This is a genomic window from Streptomyces angustmyceticus (assembly GCF_040701845.1).
In the GTDB taxonomy this organism is placed as follows: Bacteria; Actinomycetota; Actinomycetes; order Streptomycetales; family Streptomycetaceae; genus Streptomyces; species Streptomyces angustmyceticus_A.
In genome coordinates this window covers 475,364-494,410 of sequence record NZ_JBFBHQ010000004.1, presented here as the reverse complement: position 1 = coordinate 494,410, position 19,047 = coordinate 475,364, and the positions used below count along the sequence as shown (strand labels likewise).

Below are 19,047 nucleotides of genomic sequence, written 5' to 3'. Positions count from 1 at the left end.
CAGACGGAGGGGTGTGCAGCGAGCCGGGGCTCTGCCCTGGTGGCGGCACGCGGCATCCGCCGTCGGTGGCGGCCACGGGGCGGTCCGGGTCGCGGTGCGGTCAGTCCTGGTCGGCGGGGCGGGCCGGCGCGGGGGCCGCGCCGATGCCGCTGAAGAGCCATTGCAGGGCCTGGCCGAAGAGCTCCTCGGGAACGCTGTCGGGATCGACGCGCCGCAGGCGCACCAGCCCCTGGAACAGCGCCGCCACGACCGTGGCCACGGAGTCGGCGGGAACGTCGGCGGGCGCGCCCCGCTCGGCGAGCCAGGTGTCGATCAGGCCCTCCAGCGCCTGGCGTGGTTCGCGCAGCGCGGTGGCCATGGTGTCGAGGACGTGCGGGTTGCGTACGGCGTAGAGCCAGAACTCGGCCTGGAGCGGCGCGAAATCGGTGTCCTTGTCGGCGACGTGCACCAACAGGCGCCCCAGTTCGGCCGCGGCCTCCCCGGTGCCCGCCTCGTGGCGGTCGAGGGTCTGGGCGGCCTCGGATACGCGACCCAGACCGCGTTCGGCCATCAGCTCCAGGAAGAGGGCCTCCTTGCCGCCGAAGTTGGAGTAGAGCGCGCCGATGGAGAAGCCGGCCGACTCGGCGATCTCCTCCACCGAGGCGCCGGCGAAGCCCTTGCGGGCGAAGACCCTGGCCGCCGCGTCCAGCAGCAGGCGCCGGGTGCGGGCCTTGGCCTCGGCACGGGTGAGCCGCTGCCGTGCGGGTTCCCCTCGATCGGTACTCATATCGCTGATGCTATTCAGATAGTGAGCACTATGTCAATGCTTCGATAGCGTGTACAGTCTGAATAGTGGTTGCTATCTGAATGGCGGGTGCAATCGAATCCGGATGACGTCGCACGGCGACGCCCGACACCGCCGAAGACCCCGCCGAAGACCCCGCCGAACCCCCGCCGACCTGGGAGGAGAGCAAGAAATGCCCACCGATCCGCCACCCGAGGAGCTCCGGCTCGTCGTGGATCTGAACCGATGCCAGAGCTACGGACAGTGCGTGTACGCCGCGCCGACCGTCTTCCGGTTCCACGGCGAGGAGGCGCTGGAGTACGACTACGCGCCCGATCCGCGGACCCGCCGCGACGTCGAGCGGGCCGCCGCGGCCTGTCCGGTGCAGGCCATCCTTCTCGGCGGGGCGACCGAGCCCGCGCCCCCGGCCTCGGAGGGCGCACGGTGAAGGGCCCCGAGCGCATCGTCGTGGTCGGCGCCTCCCTGGCCGGCCTGCGGGCCGCCGAGGCACTGCGCGACCAGGGGTTCGACGGTGAGCTCACGCTCATCGGCGACGAACCGCACGCGCCCTACGACCGTCCGCCGCTGTCGAAGGCGGTCCTGTCCGGCTGGCTGTCCACCGACCACACCGTGCTGCCCCGGGTGCGCAACATCGACGCCCGATGGCTGCTCGGCACCCCCGCAACCGGCGTCGACCCGCACACCCGCCAGGTGTCGCTGGCGGACGGGCGGCAGGTGCCGTACGACCGGCTGCTGATCGCCACCGGCACCCGGTCCCGCCCCTGGCCCGAGCAGCAGGGCGGCGCTCTCCACGGGGTGCACGTGCTGCGGACCCGCGACGACGCCGACCGGCTGCGCGCGGCACTGGCGGCGGCACCGGGCCGGGTGCTGGTGATCGGCGCCGGCTTCACGGGCGGCGAGGTCGCCTCGGTCTGCCGTGACCTGGGCCTCGACGTGACCGTGACCCAGCGCGGCGACACCCCGCTGGGGAGTGCGCTCGGCGGCGTGATCGGCGGCGCCGCGACCCGCTGGTACCGCGACGCCGGGGTGGACCTGCGGCTCGGCACCACCGTCCGGGCGCTGGAAGGCGACGCCCACGGCGCGTTGCGGCGGGCGGTCCTGTCCGACGGCAGCGTGGTGGAGACCGGGGTGGCCGTGGTCGCCGCCGGCGCCCTCGCCAACACCGAGTGGCTGACCGGCTCCGGGCTGGCCGTGGATGGCCGCGGCGTGGTGTGCGACGAGTCCTGCCGGGCCCTGGCCGACGACGGGACGCCGCTGGCCGACGTCTTCGTCGCCGGCGATGTCGCCCGCTGGCCGCACCCGCTCTACCCCGGGCAGCTGCTGCGTCTGGACCACTGGGACAACGCCGTCGCGCAGGCCCGGACCGCCGCGCACAACATGGTGCACGGCTCCCGGGCGCCTCTCGCCCATCGCCCCCTGCCGGCGTTCTGGTCCAACCAGTTCGGCGTCAACCTCAAGTGCGTGGGGCTGCCCTCCCTGGCCGATCAGGTCGTCCTCACCCAGGGCGCCCTCGACCAGCGGCAGTTCGTGGCCGCCTACGGCCGGCAGGGCCGTCTGGTGGCCGCCGTCGCGGTGGACTCCCCCCGGGTGCTGGACGGATACGCCGCCCTCATCGAGGCCGGCGCCCCTTTCCCCCCGGTGCTCAACGCCACCGACGGACCGGACCGCCCCGAGCCGCTCGACCCTGCGTTCCCCCGGCCCGCCGTCCCCGCACCGGGTCACCCGGCCCACGCCGCCGCCCCGTCCGCGCCGTCCGCCCAGGCCGTCCTGGCCGGACACGAGTGAGGGAGATCCACCATGACCACGACCTCGACCGCCCACCAGCACACGGCCGCGGAGCTGTTCGCCCAGGCCCTCCGCTTTGAGCACCGTCCCCACCCCTACCCCCACTACGAGCAGTTGCTCCGCGAGCCGGTCGCGCGCATGGACGACGGCAACTGGCTGGCCACCGGACACCGCGAGATCAGCCTCCTGCTGCGCGACCCGCGCATCAGCGCCGACCGGCTCCCCCCGCCGCAGCAGCGGCCGATCCGCAAGAGCCTGCTGGTCGAGGACCCGCCCCGGCACGACCAGCTGCGCCGGCTGGTCACCCAGCAGTTCGTCCCCCGCGTCATGGGCATGCGCGACCACATCGAGAAGCTCGTCACCGATCTGCTCGACGCGCACACCAGCGAGCGGCCGGGACAGCTGGACGTCGTCGCCGACCTGGCCTACCCCCTGCCCGTCACCGTCATCTGTGAACTGCTCGGTGTGCCGCGCGAGGACGAGGCCCTCTTCGGCAGCCTCGCCCGCCGGCTCACCCGCGGCCTGGACCCCATCGACACCCAGACCGAGGACGAGATCCGCGAACTCCAGGCGACGCGGGCCGAGTTGCAGCACTACCTCGAAGGGCTCATCGCCCGGCACGACGCCGCCCCCGGTGGCGACCTGCTCTCCGGCCTGATGCACAGCCAGGCCTCCGAGGGCCCCATGGATCCCATTGACCTCCGCGTCACGCTGGGCCTGCTGCTCATCGCCGGCCACGAGACCACCGTCAATCTCATCGCCAACGGCACCCTCGCCCTGCTGCGCCACCCCGAGGCCCTCGCCCGGCTGCGCACCGACCCCGATCTCGCCACTCCGCTCGTGGAGGAGGTGCTGCGTTACGACCCGCCGGTACAGATGTCCGGTCGCAGCACCCTGGCCGACATCGACATCGCCGGCACCACCATCCCCAAGGGCTCGCGCATCCGTCTGCTCCTCGCCGCCGGCAACCGCGATCCGCAGCGCTTCGCGGACCCGGACCGGTTCGTCCCCGACCGCACGGACAACGCGCACCTCGGGTTCGGCGGCGGCATCCACTACTGCATCGGCGCCACCCTCGCCCGCGCCGAAGCGCAGATCGCCCTGACGGCGCTCGCCCGCCGCCTGGAGTCCCCCCGCCTGGTCGCCGATCCCCCGCCCTACCGGGAGAACGCGATCCTGCGCGGCCCGGAGAGCCTCCCGGTCTCCTTCAGCCGCCTCGTCCCCGGCAACGGCGGTGCCTGACCGGCCGGCCGGCATGCCTCAACGCCGCCCCCGATCCGCCGCACGCCGAGGCGGATCGGGGGCGGTGCGCTGTCTGCGACCCCGGGGACGGGGAGCGAGGTCTGCGACCTCAGGGGCGGGGAGCGAGCAGGCCGTCCAGTTCGGCCGCGAAGAGCCGGGCGGGGTCGAGGCCCATGCCGGTGAAGTGGCCGGCGAGCTCCAGGGACAGCACGCCGTGCAGGCGGGTCCAGAAGGTCAGGAGCCGGTGGAGGGCTTCGGGCGGGGCGGGGTGGCCGGCGGCCCAGTCCCGGTGATCCTGCAGGTAGGTGCCGAAGGGGGTGGTGGCGCCGTCCGGTGCGAGCGCCGCGCACGCTTCGAGCACGGTCGTCATGATCTCGGAGGAGAGGGCGGTGGTGTCCGCGGGCGCGTGGTAGCCGGGGATGGGGGTGCCGTAGACGAGGAAGTACCGCTGCGGGTCCGCCAGCGCCCAGCCGCGCAGGGCGTGGGCCAGCCCGGCCAGGTCGGCACCGGAGTCGGAGGCCGCACGGAGGGTCTCGGCGAGGCTTCGGTACGCCTCCCGGACGAGTTCGGTGATCAGATCGTCACGGCTGGCGAAGTAGCGGTAGAGCGCCGGTCCGCTCATGCCCATCTGCTTGGCGATCGCATTGAGGGAGAGCGCGGACGCCCCCGCTGCGGCGATCTGCTCCCAGGCGCGTTCGGTGATCTCCGCCCGCACCTGGGCCCGATAGCGCTCCCGCGGGGTCTTCGCACCCGTCTCCGCCATGACCTGCCACCGTCCCCGATCCGTCGAGCTACATCATCACGTGTTAGTGAGAAGGTATCACGCATCTATTGACCTGCCGTCTCGCGGGTCGTTATAACTTCTCACGTAAGCATTGCCTTGTAGCTCAGAAGGGAACTCCATGTCCGGCATGCGCAGCACCGGCGTCCGCGCCGCCCTGTTCACCGTCCCGTTCGCCTTAGGCCTCCTGATCCCCGGCGCCGCACCCGCCGGGGCCGCCGGCTCCCACGCCTCCCCCACCTCCGCTCCCGCCAAGCCCCTCACCTGCCGCGGCAAGGGCGTCGATCCCGACGCTCTCGTCCGCCACCGGACCGAGATCGTGATCGACGCCCCGCTGCGCACCATATGGAAGCTGCTGACCGACGTGGAGCACTGGCCGTCCTGGCAGCGCCCCGTCGAGACCGCGAAGCGCCTCGACCACGGACCGTTCCGCGAGGGTTCGGCCTTCCGGTGGACGACCCCGGTACCCCCCAACCCCTCAACTCCCGCCACGAACCTGGAGATCACCTCGACCGTCCGGCAGGTCAAGGACCATGCGTGCCTCCGCTGGACCGGCCCGGCGATCGGCGAAGGGCTGCGCATCGAGGGCGTCCATGTCTGGAGCTTCGCCAAGGTGAAGGGCGACGTCCGCGTGAGCACCGAGGAGACCCACACCGGCGCCCAGGTCGACGCGGACGCGCCCACCGCGACCAAGATTCTGCGCGAGGGCCTCGAAGCGTGGCTGCGCGACCTGAAGTCCACCGCCGAAGCCCGCGCCCACCACCTGCCGCACTGACCCGAGAACCGCGCCCGAGCCCCGTCATCAGCGCCCTACCGCTGGTGACAGCCGTTGAACGCGCGGTCAAAGGGCGCTCGTTGGTGCCCAACCGGATGGAACTTCCTCCCGGAGCGCAGCGCATCGTTATGCAGCCCTGAGGATTACGCAAAAGGTTGATGAAACAAACGGCGCATGGCACATCTGGGATTGCGGGGCATGCCGTCGGCGGGAATACTGAATACCTCGGGCAGGGAAGGCCCGGAAGCGCGCTGCGTGTGACCCTGATGCGCCTCACGCAGCGTTTCCCTTGCCCGGACACCCGATCAGACACCCGGGACACGAAAAACACCATGAAACCCAATGCGCCGTTGGCGTACACGGGTTATTCATGGTGCACGAAGGTAATTATGTGCGCCGCTCCCGCCGAGGGGGCGAGCGGCGGGAATTGACGCCGCCTACAGCCGCCGTATCGCAGCATCTTCGAGGCCAGCCCTCATCGCTGGGGACCAGCCTCGAAGTTGACCTGGGGGTCGCTAGAAACGGCCTCCGCGGCCGAAACCGCGTCCTCGGCCAAAGCCGCGTCCACGGCCACGGCCGTAACCGCGACCACGTCCAAAGCGGCGTCCACGGCCACGTCCGTAGCCACGGCCACGTCCATAGTCGTCCCAGTCGTCGCCGCCATGCCTCAGGGGGAGTACGCTTCGGAAGCTCATCGTGCCTCCTTGAATCTCTGGTGGATATCCAGCTGTCCAGCTGAACCACTCCCCACGCTACGCCGTGACACGAGCCGAAATCAAACGGGAAAAGGCTGAAAGTTAAGGCAAATACGGCTTTTTTTCGTGTACGCAACGTGGCCGCTGGTCGCTCTCTGAATTCCGGCTTCCCGCCCTGGTCAAGAGAATTCCGGCGGCGTGAACTCAGCGCACCGTCCGAACTCCGCTATCCCGTGGCCGCGATGCGGCCATCGAGCGCAACTCGGCATTCCGACCGCATCAGTGAAAAGCAGTCAGGTGAAGCATTCGGGCAGGGACGGCGATCGTGATGGGTGCCACGTGCTCCGGCGGCACCGCCAACACCGCTACGTGAGCCATGGGTTGGTGAGGTACCAGGCATGGCCCCGAGGCAGCGTGCAACAGCGCTCAGAGGGAGACGTCCGGGTGGAGGCGCCCGAGGGTCCAGACCCGTTGGCGTCGTACGGCGAGGGCGGTGAGGGCGAGGAAGCCGGCCGTGAAGAGGAGGAGGACGACGAAGTCCCGCAGCAGGTTGGTGGTGAGCCCGCCCGACACGGTGACCCGCAACCCGTCGACCAGGTAGGTCATCGGAAGCAGGGGGTTCAGCACCTGGAAGAAGGACGGCTCGGTGGGCAGCGGATAGAGCCCGCCGGAGGCCGTGAGCTGGAGGATGAGCAGGACCAGTGACAGGACGTCGCCCGGCACGCCGAAGACGGTGCGCAGGCAGTGGTCGACGGCGACGAAGGCCGCGGCCGCGGTGACCAGGAGCGCGAGCATCGCGAAGCGGTGGACGGGGCTGAGTCCGAGCGCGAGGTCCACGACGCCGTAGAGCACGAGCGCCCCCACGGCGCCGAGCACCGCGGCAGGAAGCCATCCCGCGACGGCGGTGGTGAACGCACCGACCCGGCCGACCAGGGCACGGGCGTTGAGCGGGCGCAGCAACAGGTAGGCGAAGAGGCCGAAGACCCACAGGGCGATGCCGAAGAAGAATGGGGCCAGGCCGCGTCCGTAGACGCCCGCCGGATGCAGGTTGCCGCGGTCGATGTGTACGGGGGTGCCCAGGACCTCGGCGGCGTGGGCCACCTGGTCGGGGCTGGTGCGGGGGACCTTGTGCAGTCCCTCGTCGACGGTGCGGGAGACGTCGGACGCGCCGTCGTGCGCCTGGTCGGCGGCAGCGCGCAGGGCTCCGGACCCCTTCTCCAGTGTGCCGAGCCCGTCGACCAGGCCGCGCGCGCCGTCGGCGGCGCTGTGCGATCCGGTGTCGACGAGCCGGAGCGGGGTGTGCAGGTCCAGCACCGCGCTCCGGAGCGAGCCGATGTCGTCCTGGAGGCCCTCGGCCGCGCGGAGGGAGCGCCGCGCGTTGTTCTCGGCGGCTCCGGCCCGGCCGTCGAGGTCGGTGGCGGTGGCCTCCAGGTCACGGGCGTGACGGAGGGACGTGCGGTAGACCGGATCGTCCCGCAGTTCGGGGTGGGAGTCGGCGAGATCGGTGAGGTCCGCCACGGCACGCGAAGTGCCCTTGCGGGCGGCACTGGTGGCGGTGTGCACCGCGTCCAGACCGTCGGTGGTCAGCCGGGCGGTGGTCACCAGGGCGGCCACGGCGCCGGGCAGGCGGTCGGCCGCGGCCCGGTCGAGGCGGCCCGAGAGGGCATCGATACGGCCGGTCGCGCGGGCGATCTGCTGCGCCCCGGCGGAGACGCCCCCGGCGCCGTCGCGGAGCGTGGAGGTCGCCGACGCGACCGTCGAGGTGCCCTGTTGCGCCACGCGGGTGGCGCCCACCAGCCGGTGCGCGCCCTCGGCCGCGGTGGACAGCTTGTCGCGCACGTCCGACAGCTCGCCGTAGATGCTGCGCACGTAGGCGGCGTGGGTGGCGGAGTTGACCTGGTCCTGCAGCTTGTTCTGGACCACCTCGGTCATGATGCCGGCGACGTAGTTGTTGGCGTCGTTGAGTTCGATGTGGATGCCCGCCTGCTGCGGGCGGGTGTCGGCGCCGGTGGCGAGTTTGCGGCTGAAGTCGGACGGGATGCCGATGGTGAAGAAGTAGCGGCCGTGCTCCAGCCCGTCCCGCGCCTCGTCCGGTCCGACGACGTGCCAGTCGAAGGTGCCGGACGCCTTGAGCTGCCGGACCAGTTGGTCGCCGGCGTTCACCCGGCGGCCCTGCTTCGCATGCGCCAGGTGGTCCTGGTTGACGACGGCGACCGGCATCCGGTCGGTCTTGCCGTACGGATCCCAGTTCGCCCAGAGGTACATGGCGCCGTAGAGCAACGGCACCAGGCAGAGCAGGACGGGGACCAGTCGGCGCATCGGGCCGCGGAAGCGCCTCAGTTCCAGCAGGGCCAGCTTGACGGCTCTCATGTGTCGGCGTCCTCTCGGACTGCGGCCGTCGCGGCCGGGAGGCGGTCCCGGCTGCGCGACGGGAGCAACAGGGCGGTCAGACCAGGGGTGTCCGGAGGCGGACGGAGGCAGCCGGCCAGCACGGTGGGGCCGGTTTCCCGGACGCGGTGCAGGGCCTCCCACACGGGCGCGTGCGCGTCCGGCGGCAGGCCGTCGTCGAGGTCGTCGACCACGAGGGCCCCGGGCCGTTCGGCGAGGGCGAGTGCGGTCGCCAGTAGCAACCGGTCGGCCGGGCCGAGGTCCTCGACGAGGTCCGCCTCTCGCGGGGCGAGGGCCAGGGTCTCGTATGCCTCGCGGATGCGGCGCTCCGTCACCCCGGGCTGGGTCAGGCAGCGTTCGGCCATCACCTCGCGCACCCGTAGTCGCCCTTCGAGGTCGACGGCGGGCGCGGCCCGGGCGATGGCGACCAGTCCGCGCACCCGCCGCCCGTCGGCGGGCAGGACATGCCCGCCGACCCGGATGGTCCCGCCGGAGAGCCGCATCCGCCCGGCGAGCGCCAGCAACAAAGAGGTACGCCCGGAGCCGGCCGGCCCGTGAGCGGCCAGCAGTCCGCCCGCCGGCACGTCCAGATCCACCCCCTCGAACACCGGGCCCCTCGGCCCCCGCACACTCGCCCCGCGGGCCACCACGTCGACTCCAGCAGCTGTCATGCAATGGTCCTGGCCGGGATCGGTCAACTCACCCCTGCGGCATGCCAGTTGTGATGCTCTTCACGTGGGGAGGGTGGCGTCCGGGGCCCGTGTGCCCGGGCCCGGGTGCCGGATCGGGCCCCTCCCCCGCAGCACCGCACCATCCATGTGGTTCGAGATCGAATGTGTCGTATAGGCTGCGGCGAATTTTCGAAACTTCAGGCTCAAGGGTGGGGGATTTCCGGAATGCGCAAGATGTCGCAGGCCGTGCTGGGGGCGGTGGTCGCGATGAGCGTGCTCAGCGGCTGCACGTTCGGCTGGGGCGAGGACGAGAACAAAGCCGCCGAGAAGAAGCTCGGCGACAAGGGCACCGCGTGCGAACTGCCGGTGCACTTCACCCCCGAGACGTCCTGGAAGGCGACGGCCCTCACCCAGGCGATAGTGGACCGGATGGGCCCGCTGGGTCATCAGGGGCCGCTCACGCCCGCCTGCGAACTCGACGCCAAGGCCGCCGGGCACATCGGCTTCCTCACCGTGTGGTCCGGCACCAAGGGCGCCGCCGCGCCCGGCGGCACCTCCCGCGCCCTGATGAAGGCGTTCGTCGCCGCCGAGAACTTCCAGAGCAACGTCAGCATCCGCAAGGTCAAGGCCGGTGGCCTGCCCGCCACCGAAGCCGCCTACACGGTCACGGACCTGGCCGCCGGCGAGGTCCGGCCCGAACGTGCGCTGGCCGTGATGACCGAGCACGGTGGTGTGGTCATCCATCTCGGAGGGCTCAACGCGGGCGAACACAAGGCGATGCTCCCGGCGTTCGAGCTGGCCAAGAAGACGCTCGGGCTCACCTCCTGAGCGATGCCTCCGCCGCTCAAGGGACGACAGGAGTACGTCCCCGGTACGACCACCCCGACGCGCCCACCGAGCCTCCGGGTCCCACCAGTACGAAAACCTGTACAAGCACTACAAGCCCAGTTCCTCCGGAGGGGGCAAGCCGCTTCTCTGAGTCAGCGGCCGCGACCCGGCCCCGGTCCCTGAAGCCGCCGCACACCGATCCGGCCTCCCGCGCTCAAGCCTCCGGATCGGCGACGGGATAGGGCACGAACGTGCTGCTGTTCTCGTCCACCGCGAGCCGGCGGTCCAGCGGTGGGACCGCCCGCTGCGGGCAGTCGGTGCGTTCACAGATGCGGCAGCCCATACCGATCGGGGTGGCCGCGGCGGCGTTGCCGAGGTCCAGACCGTCGGAGTAGACGACGCGGGAGGCGTGCCGGACCTCGCAGCCGAGGCCGAGGGCGAACGTCTTGCCGGGCTCGCCCCAGCCCCCGCGGTGCCGGGTGATCGCTCGTGCGGTCCACAGGTAGCGCTGCCCGTCCGGCATGGCGGCGACCTGGACATGGATGCGACCGGGCGCGGCGAACGCCTCGTAGACGTTCCACAGCGGGCAGGTGCCGCCCGCCCGGGAGAAGTGGAAGTCGGTCGCGGACTGCCGTTTGGACATGTTGCCCGCGCGGTCCACCCGTACGAAGGAGAACGGGACGCCCCGCAGCCGTGGGCGTTGGAGGGTGCTCAGGCGGTGGCAGACCGTCTCGTAGCCGAGGCCGAACTGGTCGGTGAGCCGCTCGATGTCGTAGCGGGCCTCTTCGGCTGCCGTGTGGAAGCGTCGGTAGGGAAGGATCAGGGCGGCCGCGAAGTAGTTGGCGATGCCGATGCGGGCCAGTGACCAGGCGGCGGAGTCCGGCGGGAAGTCCTCCGACGCGAGGCGCGAGAGTTCGTCGTCGTATTCGAGGAACGCCAGCTGTGTGGCCATCCGGAATGCCTGCTGGCCGGGGCGCAGTCTGCTCGACAGGTGCAGGACGCGGTCGGCCGCGTCGTAATGGTGCAGCCGGTGGGAGTCGGCGGACACCCGTACGCCGTGGCGGTCCGCCAGGCGGGCGGTCAGGATGCGCAGGACCTCACCGGGGCGGATGCCGAGTTCGGTGGCGAGGTTCTCGGCGGCGAGGTCGGCGTCGTGGAGGTAGTTGCGGCGGCGGTAGAAGAACTCGCGGATCTCCTCGTGCGGGGAGCGCGGCAGGGCGGCGACGGTCTGTCCCCGTCCCTCGGCGGCTTCGGACAGTCGCTCGGTGAGCTGGTGGTTGCGGCGGCCCAGGTCGACCAGCACCCCGGCGACGGCGGGCATACGGGAGGCGAGTTCCGCGAGGTCGGAGGGGGAGACCCGATCAGCGGTGATCTCGTTGGCGAGGGCGTCGCGCAGGTCGGCGACGAGCCGGCTGGTGTCGCGTGCGGAGAAGAAGGCCGCGTCGACGCCGAACACTTCGGTGAGGCGGAGCAGGACGGGGACGGTCAGCGGCCGTGCGTCGTGTTCCATCTGGTTGAGGTAGCTGGGCGAGATCTCCAGCATGCGAGCCAACGCCGCCTGGGTGAGGCGCCGGTCCTCGCGAAGCCGGCGCAGGCGTGCGCCGGCATAGGTCTTGCTCACGGTGATCGCCGTCCCTCTTCGCAGAATTCCGCCGTCCGGATCTTATGCGGAGCAGCGCCGAATCCCACCTTCGCAAGGTTGGCAAAGGCGGGCCGGAAGATCCACAGAACTTGGCATACCGCCATGGTTGATGGCACTCAGTGCCGGTGCCAGAGTCTGAGTACGGCCCGCCGGAACCGGCGACCGGAGCGGAACACCAGGCACGATTCACGCCCTGACGTCGGAGACACCGGCCGTTCCGCACGGAAGTTCGCGCAACATTGCTCACCCTTGATCACGCAAGGACCTCCGGCGGGCCACACCCGAATACGGCACTCCGTGCCACATTCGCATCATTGACAAGACTCAGGCAGACCCGGGAGACGGTCATGGCACAGGCAAGCACGACGACGGCCGCGGCGCTGGCGCAGCGGTGGGCGACCGACCCGCGCTGGAAGGGGATCGAGCGCAGCTACACGGCCGAGGACGTGGTGCGGCTGTCGGGCAGCATCCGGGAGGAGCACACCCTGGCCCGGCGCGGGGCCGAGCGGCTGTGGCGGCAACTGCACGAGCAGGACTACATCCATGCGCTGGGCGCGCTGACCGGCGGTCAGGCGGTGCAGCAGGTCAAGGCCGGCCTCCAGGCCGTCTACCTGTCGGGCTGGCAGGTCGCGGCCGACGCCAACCAGGCCGGCCACACCTACCCCGACCAGAGCCTCTACCCCGCCAACTCCGTTCCGCAGGTGGTCCGCCGGATCAACAACGCGCTGCTGCGCGCCGACCAGATCGCCACCGCCGAGGGCGGCGGCGACACCACCGACTGGCTGGCGCCCATCGTCGCCGACGCGGAGGCCGGATTCGGCGGGCCGCTGAACGCCTTCGAGCTGACCAAGGCGATGATCGCGGCCGGTGCCGCCGGTATCCACTACGAGGACCAGCTCGCGTCCGAGAAGAAGTGCGGTCACCTCGGCGGCAAGGTCCTCGTGCCCACCGGTCAGCACATCCGCACCCTGAACGCGGCCCGCCTCGCGGCCGACATCGCCGATGTCCCGACGGTGATCGTGGCCCGTACCGACGCCCTCGCCGCCAACCTCCTCACCAGCGACATCGATGAGCGCGACGCCCGGTTCGTCACCGGGGAGCGCACCGCGGAGGGCTTCTACCGGGTGGCGAACGGCATGGCGCCGGTCATCGCCCGCGGTCTGGCCTACGCCCCGTACGCCGACCTGATCTGGGTCGAGACCGGCACCCCGGACCTGGCGCAGGCCCGCGAGTTCGCGGAGGCGATCCACGCCGAGCACCCGGACCAGATGCTGGCCTACAACTGCTCGCCGTCGTTCAACTGGAAGGCCGCGCTGGACGACGACCAGATCGCCAAGTTCCAGCGGGAGCTGGCCGCGATGGGCTACCGCTTCCAGTTCATCACCCTGGCCGGGTTCCACTCCCTCAACCACGGCATGTTCGACCTGGCCCGCGGCTACGCCGAGTCCGGGATGACCGCGTACGTCGACCTCCAGGAGCGGGAGTTCGCCGCCCAGCGGCACGGCTTCACCGCGGTCAAGCACCAGCGCGAGGTCGGCACCGGCTACTTCGACCAGGTGTCGACGGCCCTCAACCCCGCCTCCTCGACCACCGCGCTCACCGGCTCCACCGAAGAGGAGCAGTTCCACTAGGAGCCGCTCGGCGCGGCTGCGCCCAGCCGCCCCGCAGCCAGGTGCGGGCCGGACGACCGTCTCCGTCCGGCCCGCACCACCCCGCACCACTCCGCTCCGCCCCCCTGCGCCCGTTGAGGAGATGCGCATGTCCACCACCGAACTGACCCGCCGTGTCCAGGTGCTCGGCGCCCCGGGCGACCGCTTCGACGAGATCCTCACCCCCGGCGCCCTGGACTTCCTCGGGCGTCTCGCCCGGGCCTTCGCCGACCGGTACCGCGACATCCTCACCGAGCGCCGCCGCCGCGCCCTTCGCCTCTCGTCCGGTTCCCCGCTCGACTTCTCGCTGGCCACCGCCGCCGTCCGCGCCGATCCGCACTGGCGGGTCGCCCCGCCCGCACCGGGTCTCACCGACCGGCGGGTGGAGATCACCGGGCCGCCGGAGCGCCGGACGACGGTCGACGCGCTCAACTCCGGGGCACAGGTGTGGCTGGCCGACTTCGAGGACGCCACCTCCCCCACCTGGGCGAACATCATCGGCGGTCAGCTGAACCTGCTGGACGCCCTCGAACGGCGCATCGACTTCACCGCGCCCGACGGCACGGAGCACCGCCTCGGCGACCGGCTCGCGACCATCGTCGTCCGCCCGCGCGGCTGGCACCTCACCGAAGAGCACCTCCTCGTGGACGGCCGCCCCGTCCCCGCCTCGCTCGTCGACTTCGGCCTGTACTTCTTCCACTGCGCACAGCGCCAGATCGACGCCGGCTCCGGCCCGTACTTCTACCTCCCCAAGCTGGAGAACGCCGGCGACGCCCGGCTGTGGAACGACGTGTTCGTCCTCGCCCAGGAGCTGCTGGGCATCCCGCGCGGCACCATCCGTGCCACCGTCCTGATCGAGACGGTCACCGCGGCGTTCGAGATGGAGGAGATCCTCTACGAGCTCCGTGAGCACAGCGCCGGACTCAACGCCGGCCGCTGGGACTACCTCTTCAGCCTGATCAAAACCTTCGCGCACCGCCCGGACTTCTCGCTCCCCGACCGGACGAAGGTCACCATGACCTCGCCCTTCCTGCGGGCCTACACCGAACTGCTGGTGCACACCTGCCACAAGCGCGGCGCGCACGCCATCGGCGGCATGACGGCCCATGTCCCCGGCCACGACGCGCGGGCCGACGGGGCGGCGCTGGCCACGGTGCGCCTCGACAAGGAGCGCGAGGCCGAGGACGGCTTCGACGGGACGTGGGTCGCCCACCCCGCGCTCGTCCCCTTCTGCCGCGAGATCTTCGACGGCGTGCTGGGCGGGCGGCCGCACCAGATCGACCGCACCCGGGACGATGTGGAGGTCTCGGCCGCTCAGCTGCTGGCCGTCCGGCGCACCGCGGGACCGCCCACCGAGGCGGGCGTGCGCGCCAACATCTCGGTAGCCCTGCGCTACTTCGATGCCTGGCTGCGCGGCACCGGGGCGGTGGCGCTGGAGGGACTGATGGAGGACGCGGCGGCCGCCGAGATCGCCCGGGCCCAGATCTGGCAGTGGCTGCGCCACGGCGCCGTGGACCGGGACACGGTGCTCGGCCTCCTCGACGAGGAGATCGCCACCCTGGGAGCCCAGTACCCCTGGGCGCGGATCGAGGAGGTCCGGGCACTGTTCGAACGGACCGCGCTCGCCCGGGAGCTGCCTGCCTTCTTCACCCCGGACGCCTACTCCCGCCATCTGGTGCAGCGTGCGGAGGCCACCGCATGAGCACCATCGTGAACCCCGCGATCCGGCGGGTCGGGGTCGTCGGCGGGGGCCGGATGGGGTCGGGCATCGCCGAGGTGTGTGCGCGCGCCGGACTCGACACCGTGGTCTGCGAGGCCGGTGCGGCCGCGGCCCGCGCCGCCCGCGAGCGGCTGGCCGTCTCCCTGGAGCGTGCGGTCCAGCGCGGCAAGCTGGACCGCATCTCGGCGGAGGACGCCCTGACCCGGACGGTCTTCACGGGCAGTCTCGGCGACCTCGCCGACCGGCAGCTCGTCATCGAGGCCGTCGTCGAGGACACCGGCGCCAAGACGGAGGTCTTCGCCGTCCTCGACAAGGTCGTCGAGGACGAGGAGGCGATCTTGGCGACCAACACCTCGGCGATCCCCGTCATGCGGCTCGGCATGGCGACCCGCCGCGCGGACCGCGTCCTGGGGCTGCACTTCTTCAACCCGGTGCCGGTGCTGCCGCTCGTCGAGGTCGTCGCTTCCCTGCACACCGCGCCGGCGACGGTCACCGCCGCCGAGGACTTCGTCACCGGCACCCTGGCCAAGACGGTCGTACGGTCCCAGGACCGGGCCGGCTTCGTCGTCAACGCCCTGCTCGTGCCGTATCTGCTCTCGGCGGTCCGGATGGCCGAGTCCGGCTTCGCCACCGCCGCCGACGTGGACGCGGGCATGGAGCTGGGCTGCGCCCACCCGATGGGCCCGCTCAAGCTCGCCGACCTGATCGGCCTGGACACCGTGGCCGCCATCGCCCAGTCCCTCTACGACGAGTTCAAGGAACCCCTCTACGCCCCGCCGCCGCTGCTCCAGCGCATGGTGGAGGCGGGGCTGCTCGGCCGCAAGGCCGGCCGCGGGTTCCACACCTACGACCAGGGCTGAGGGTCCCTGGATCGCCGCCGGGCTGAGGGGCCCGGCGGGTGTGCGGTACGGGGCGCGGAACGGAGGACCGAGGCCGTTCCGCGCCCCGCCGTGCCGGCCGGACCCGCGACCCGGGCAGCAGGTCCCGGCCGGGCGCCGGGCGCGACGGGGGGCGGGATCCGGTGCCGCGCGGCGCGGCGGCCACCTGCCGGCCACGTGTCGCCCCGTGGGGCAACTGCCGTAGCGCGCCTTGCCCGCCCCCGGGCAAAGCGGGATAAATGTGAATCATGAGCGGAAATCCGGGGCGCCTCTGGCGGTGGCTGAGCCGCGCGTCCGGTCGTTCCGCCCTTCCGGGTGCGCCCTCTGCCGGGCACGGCACCGGTGAGGCGCAGGACGAAGGCCCTGCCGGAAACGGCGGTCCGCAGCACATCCGGCCCTCGTTGACCACCCGCAGCGTCGCCCAGGAGGTCTTCCTCCTGCAGCTGGTGGTCGTGGTGCTGCTGGTCGCGGCGGCGGTGGTGGCCCTCGTCGTCCAGGCCCGGCGGGACACCATGACCGACGCCCGGCACCGGACGCTCGCCGCCGCCGAGTCCTTCGCGCACTCCTGGGGGCTCCAGCAGGCGCTGAACAGCAGCGACCCGTCCGCGAAGCTCCAGCCGCTCGCCGAGGCGGCCCGGAAGGCCTCCGGCGTCGACGCCCTCATCGTGTACAAGCTCGACGGGATCACCCTCACCCACAGTGACCCGCGGCAGATCGGCAAGCACGTCATCGGCCCGTATGCCGAGGCCGCCCGGGGCAAGCCCTTCACCCGGACCTTCCAGGGCGCCCTGGGCCTCTCCGTGGTCTCCGTGGCCCCCGTGAAGGACGCCTCGGGGAGGGTCGTCGCCCTCGTCGCCGCACCGGTCACGGTGGAGAAGGTGCAGAAGTCGGTCAACCGGCAGCTGCCCATGTTCCTGGGCACCGCGGTCGTGGCGCTGGCTCTCGCCGGCGGCGGCGCGGGGCTGGTGAGCCGCCGGCTGCGCCGGCAGACCCACGGTCTGGGACCGGCCGAGATGACCCGGATGTACGACCATCACGACGCGGTGCTGCACGCGGTACGGGAGGGCGTCCTCATCGTCGGCCACGACGGCCGGCTGCTGCTGGCCAACGACGAGGCCCGGCGGCTGCTGGACCTGCCGGCGGACGCGGAGGGGCGCCGGGTGGGCGACCTGACGCTCAACCACCGCACCGCCGAACTCCTGGCGTCGGACCGGAGCGCCACCGACGAGGTGCATCTGGCCCAGGACAGGCTGCTGGCCGTCAACAAGCGGTCCACTTCCCCCTACGGATCCCACCAGGGAAGCGTGGTGACCCTGCGCGACACCACCGAACTGAGGTGGCTGGCGGGGCGCGCCGAAGTGGCACGGGAGCGGTTGCGGCTCCTCTACGACGCCGGGCTGCGGATCGGCTCCACGCTGAATGTCGTGCGGACGGCCGAGGAACTGACGCAGGTGGCGGTTCCCCGGTTCGCCGACATCGTCACCGTCGAGCTGCTGGACCCGGTGCTGAGGGGTGAGGAACCGGCCGTGGCGGGCAGCGCTCTGCGCCGGACCGCCATCGCCGGGCTGGCGCCGGACCACCCGCTCCACCCCGTCGGCGAGCTGATCCGCGCCGTCCCGGACACCCCGGGGGCAGCGGAGGTGGACCAGGTCCGCGCCATGGTGCTGCCCGACCTGGCCGGCTCGTCCGCCTGGCGGTCCCAGGACCCGGAACGCACCCGGCGCATCCTGGACCACGGGGTGCATTCCCTGGCCGTCGTTCCGCTGCGCGCCCGGGGGGTGGTGCTGGGCCTGGTGGACTTCTGGCGGTCGGGGGACTCCCCTCCGTTCGACGACGAGGACCTGTCCTTCGCCGAGGAACTGGCGGGGCGGGCCGCGGTGGGGATCGACAACGCCCGCCGCTTCACCCGCGAGCGCACCATGGCGATGACGCTCCAGCGCAGCCTGATGCCCCGCGGCCTGCCCGACCAGGACGCCCTGGAGGTGGCGCACCGCTACCTCCCCGCGAAGGCCGGCGTGGGCGGGGACTGGTTCGACGTCATCCCGCTGCCCGGCGCGCGGGTGGCGCTGGTCGTCGGCGACGTGGTGGGCCACGGCCTGCACGCGGCGGCGACCATGGGCCGGCTGCGCATCGCCGTGCACAACTTCTCGGCCCTGGACCTCTCCCCCGACGAACTGCTGGGCCATCTGGACGAGCTGGTGACCCGCCTCGACATCCAGGACGAGGACACCGACGAGGGACCGGCGATCACCGGCGCCACCTGTCTGTACGTCATCTATGACGCGGTCTCCGGGCAGGTCACCGCCGCCACGGCCGGTCATGTGCCGCCCGCCGTGGCCCACCCCGACGGGACGGTGGAGTTCCTGCACCCGCCGGTCTCCCCGCCGTTGGGCCTGGGCGCCGGGCTGCCCTTCGAGACCGCCGAGCTGTCGCTGCCGGAAGGCTCCCGGCTGGTGCTCTACACCGACGGGCTGGTCGAGAACCGCAGCCACGACCTGGACGCCGGGCTGGAAGCCCTGCGTGCGGCCCTCGCCGGAGCGGACCGTACGCCGGAGGACACCTGCGCCACCGTCCTGCACGCGCTGCTGCCCGCCGGCTCCACCGACGACGTCGCGCTGCTGGTGGCCCGCGCCCGGCGGCTGGACCCGTCGGACGTCGCCGAATGGGACGTGTCCCGCGACCCGGCGGCGGTCGGCCCGGTCCGCAACGACTGCGCCCGCCAGTTGGCGGAATGGGACCTGGGGCACATCTCCTACGGCACCGAGCTCATCCTCAGCGAACTGATCACCAACGCCATCCGCTACGGCGCCGAGCCCATCCACGTCCGGCTCCTGCACACCCGCAGCACCCTGATCTGCGAGGTCTCCGACGGCAGCAGCACCTCCCCGCACATCCGCCAGGCGAAGGCCACCGACGAGGAGGGCCGCGGCCTCTTCCTCGTCGCGCAGTACGCCGAGCAGTGGGGCACCCGCTACTCCCCCAGGGGCAAGACGATCTGGGCGGCCCAGGCCCTCGTCCCCGACACCCTGCCCGCGGAAGAGGAGCCGTCGGAGCACCTGCTGCGCCGTTGGGAGCAGGAAGGGGGGTGGTGAGACCGGTGGCGCGGTGCCCGGACCCGGCGCCCGCTCCCGGCCGGCGCGCCGCCTACTCGCCGCTGTGACCTGGCCCGATCTCGTCCTGGCCGAGGCCCGCAAGGGGGCGGAGTACGC

The 19,047-nt window shown here is 72.0% G+C and carries 15 protein-coding genes; 9 read left to right on the top strand and 6 right to left on the bottom strand.

The genetic code is table 11. The annotated features are described in order from the left end of the window. Window positions 1-100: 100 nt before the first annotated feature. Window positions 101-766: a TetR/AcrR family transcriptional regulator gene (locus AB0411_RS12910; protein WP_366417312.1), complete on the bottom strand. Its 666-nt coding sequence runs from the start codon at window positions 764-766 to the stop codon at window positions 101-103. A 190-nt stretch (window positions 767-956) separates the two neighbouring features. On the opposite strand from AB0411_RS12910, the gene AB0411_RS12905 reads away from it, so the two are divergent. Genes AB0411_RS12905 through AB0411_RS12895 form a run of 3 tightly spaced genes read left to right on the top strand, consistent with a single transcriptional unit; the run spans window position 957 to window position 3,811 of the window. Then, window positions 957-1,211, top strand: a complete 255-nt coding sequence (locus AB0411_RS12905; protein WP_366417311.1) for a ferredoxin — start codon at window positions 957-959, stop codon at window positions 1,209-1,211. Then, window positions 1,208-2,569 carry an NAD(P)/FAD-dependent oxidoreductase gene (locus tag AB0411_RS12900; protein ID WP_366417310.1) on the top strand — a complete coding sequence of 454 codons (1,362 nt, stop codon included), beginning with the start codon at window positions 1,208-1,210 and terminating at the stop codon, window positions 2,567-2,569. Before AB0411_RS12905 ends, AB0411_RS12900 begins: the two co-directional genes overlap by 4 nt. A 12-nt stretch (window positions 2,570-2,581) precedes the next feature. Beyond that, on the top strand, window positions 2,582-3,811 hold the full coding sequence (locus AB0411_RS12895; protein WP_366417309.1) for a cytochrome P450: 1,230 nt from the start codon (window positions 2,582-2,584) through the stop codon (window positions 3,809-3,811). Window positions 3,812-3,920: 109 nt separating this feature from the next. Here AB0411_RS12895 and AB0411_RS12890 read toward each other — a convergent pair whose 3' ends face one another. Next, entirely contained in the window at window positions 3,921-4,574 is a 654-nt protein-coding gene (locus tag AB0411_RS12890; RefSeq protein WP_366417308.1) for a TetR/AcrR family transcriptional regulator, read from the bottom strand. A 139-nt stretch (window positions 4,575-4,713) separates the two neighbouring features. Between AB0411_RS12890 and AB0411_RS12885 the strand changes: the two genes are divergently transcribed. Further along, window positions 4,714-5,367, top strand: coding sequence for an SRPBCC family protein (locus tag AB0411_RS12885; RefSeq protein ID WP_366417307.1), 654 nt, complete (start codon window positions 4,714-4,716; stop codon window positions 5,365-5,367). A 475-nt stretch (window positions 5,368-5,842) separates the two neighbouring features. Here the strand turns inward: AB0411_RS12885 and AB0411_RS12880 are convergent, their stop codons facing one another. The 3 genes from AB0411_RS12880 to AB0411_RS12870 form a co-directional block, all read right to left on the bottom strand. Beyond that, window positions 5,843-5,995, bottom strand: coding sequence for a hypothetical protein (locus AB0411_RS12880; RefSeq protein WP_366417306.1), 153 nt, complete (start codon window positions 5,993-5,995; stop codon window positions 5,843-5,845). Window positions 5,996-6,488: 493 nt separating this feature from the next. Continuing rightward, a complete protein-coding gene (locus AB0411_RS12875) occupies window positions 6,489-8,432 on the bottom strand; it encodes a YhgE/Pip family protein (protein ID WP_366417305.1) in 1,944 nt (647 codons plus the stop codon). Beyond that, window positions 8,429-9,121: an ATP-binding cassette domain-containing protein gene (locus AB0411_RS12870; RefSeq protein ID WP_366417304.1), complete on the bottom strand. Its 693-nt coding sequence runs from the start codon at window positions 9,119-9,121 to the stop codon at window positions 8,429-8,431. The genes AB0411_RS12875 and AB0411_RS12870 overlap by 4 nt, the downstream gene beginning before the upstream one ends. Window positions 9,122-9,346: 225 nt before the next feature. Here AB0411_RS12870 and AB0411_RS12865 point away from each other — a divergent pair, with 225 nt between their 5' ends. Beyond that, complete coding sequence (locus AB0411_RS12865) at window positions 9,347-9,949, top strand: lipoprotein (RefSeq protein ID WP_366417303.1); 603 nt, start codon at window positions 9,347-9,349, stop codon at window positions 9,947-9,949. A gap of 214 nt (window positions 9,950-10,163) precedes the next feature. Here the strand turns inward: AB0411_RS12865 and AB0411_RS12860 are convergent, their stop codons facing one another. Continuing rightward, the gene (locus AB0411_RS12860; RefSeq protein WP_366417302.1) at window positions 10,164-11,570 is read right to left on the bottom strand and encodes a short-chain fatty acyl-CoA regulator family protein; all 1,407 of its coding nucleotides are present in this window, start codon (window positions 11,568-11,570) and stop codon (window positions 10,164-10,166) included. Window positions 11,571-11,938: 368 nt separating this feature from the next. Between AB0411_RS12860 and aceA the strand changes: the two genes are divergently transcribed. The 4 genes from aceA to AB0411_RS12840 all read left to right on the top strand — a co-directional run bounded on the left by aceA (window position 11,939) and on the right by AB0411_RS12840 (window position 18,930). After that, window positions 11,939-13,222, top strand: coding sequence for an isocitrate lyase (gene aceA / locus AB0411_RS12855; protein ID WP_366417301.1), 1,284 nt, complete (start codon window positions 11,939-11,941; stop codon window positions 13,220-13,222). Window positions 13,223-13,349: 127 nt separating this feature from the next. Further along, window positions 13,350-14,942, top strand: a complete 1,593-nt coding sequence (gene aceB, locus AB0411_RS12850) for a malate synthase A (protein ID WP_366417300.1) — start codon at window positions 13,350-13,352, stop codon at window positions 14,940-14,942. Continuing rightward, complete coding sequence (locus AB0411_RS12845) at window positions 14,939-15,820, top strand: 3-hydroxybutyryl-CoA dehydrogenase (protein ID WP_403147815.1); 882 nt, start codon at window positions 14,939-14,941, stop codon at window positions 15,818-15,820. The genes aceB and AB0411_RS12845 overlap by 4 nt, the downstream gene beginning before the upstream one ends. A gap of 299 nt (window positions 15,821-16,119) precedes the next feature. Then, the gene (locus tag AB0411_RS12840; protein ID WP_366417408.1) at window positions 16,120-18,930 is read left to right on the top strand and encodes a SpoIIE family protein phosphatase; all 2,811 of its coding nucleotides are present in this window, start codon (window positions 16,120-16,122) and stop codon (window positions 18,928-18,930) included. Window positions 18,931-19,047: the final 117 nt, after the last annotated feature.